Source organism: Rhizocola hellebori (assembly GCF_016862955.1).
In the GTDB taxonomy this organism is placed as follows: Bacteria; Actinomycetota; Actinomycetes; order Mycobacteriales; family Micromonosporaceae; genus Rhizocola; species Rhizocola hellebori.
Genome location: NZ_BONY01000188.1, coordinates 1 through 1,278 on the forward strand (window position 1 = coordinate 1; position 1,278 = coordinate 1,278).

Sequence of the window (1,278 nt, forward strand, 5' to 3'; positions counted from 1 at the left end):
GGCCGATCGGCCTAGGGTCGTCTGTGGAAGTGGTTGCGGCGTGGGGTGCGGGTGGGGTCGATGTGGGCTGGGGGATGAATTCGGGCATCCCGTCGGCGGCGATGTAGACGACCCAGTCGCTGTGGTGGATGAGGCGGTGGTGGTGGCCGCAGAGCAGGACTGCGTTGGCTAGGCAGGTTTTGCCGCCTTTACACCAATGATTGATGTGGTGGCCTTCGCACCATTTGGGGGGGGCGGTCGCAGCCGGGGAAGGCGCAGCCGCCGTCGCGTAGGATCAGGGCTCGGCGTAGCGGGCCTTTGAACAGGCGTTGTTCGCGGCCGAGGTCCAGGGGTTGGCTGGGGCTGCCGAGCATGGCGGGGATGATCCGGGCGTCGCAGGCCAGCCGCCGGACGGTTTCGGCGGACAGGGTTTCGCCGGTGTCGAGCATTCCTTCGGACAGGTTCTGGTGGGTGGGGTCGAATCGGGTGGTGACCACGACTTGGGCTTTCTCGCCGCGGTTGTCTGGCAGTTGGCCGGTGGCCAGGGCTAGGGCGCAGATGTCGGTGAGGGCGTCGGCGCGGCGTTGCCCGGCGCTGCGGTGGTCGTGGGGGTCGGTGGGGCGGCACAAGGGTTCCAGGGCGGCGCGCACGATGGCGGCGGCTTCGGCGCCGAGCACTCCGGTTAGGCGGGTGCGGCCGGTGCCGTCGGGGGACAGGGTGAAAAACCTGTCGCGGGCGGCGCGTTTTTCGGCGGCGTCGAGGTTTTTGCGTTGGTGTTCTTCGGCGGCTTCGGGGTCGATCACGAACAGGATCCGGTCGGCCATCACTGTCAGTGCGTGCGCGTCGTGTTCGGCGGCCTTGTCGAGCAGGAACTGTTCGGCTTCGGCCTGTTTGTCGGGGCCGTGTTCGGCCAGGCTGGTGACGCACCGGCCGATCACCGCGGCTTGCGCCTCGTTGACCGCGCCGGCCGACAGGGCTTTGGCGGTCACGGCGCAGGGGTGGTCGAGCGCGGCGGCGGTGGCGATCATTTTGCGGGCCTCGGTCGGGGTGACCTGAAGCACCGCGTTGAGCCATGCGGTGGTTGAGGTGGCGCCGTGGTCGTGGGCGAGATTCTGCCCGTCGACCTCACGCACCAGCTCCAGACAACGCGCCGCCCATCGCTGCTTCTCGGCGAAAGCATGCACGAGGGCGTCACGTAACTCCTGTCCCGTAAGCCCCCATGCCGCCTTCTGCACACCCAAACCCTAAACCGAACCTACGACACTTTCGCAAGGAAGATCATCCACAAGTGTTGATCTA

General features: G+C 67.4%; 1 protein-coding gene. It reads right to left on the reverse strand.

The window, feature by feature from the left end; genetic code table 11:
• Window positions 1-188: 188 nt before the first annotated feature.
• Window positions 189-1,214 (reverse strand): DUF222 domain-containing protein, encoded by a 1,026-nt coding sequence (locus tag Rhe02_RS49420; protein WP_203915547.1) that lies wholly within the window; start codon window positions 1,212-1,214, stop codon window positions 189-191.
• Window positions 1,215-1,278 lie beyond the last annotated feature (64 nt).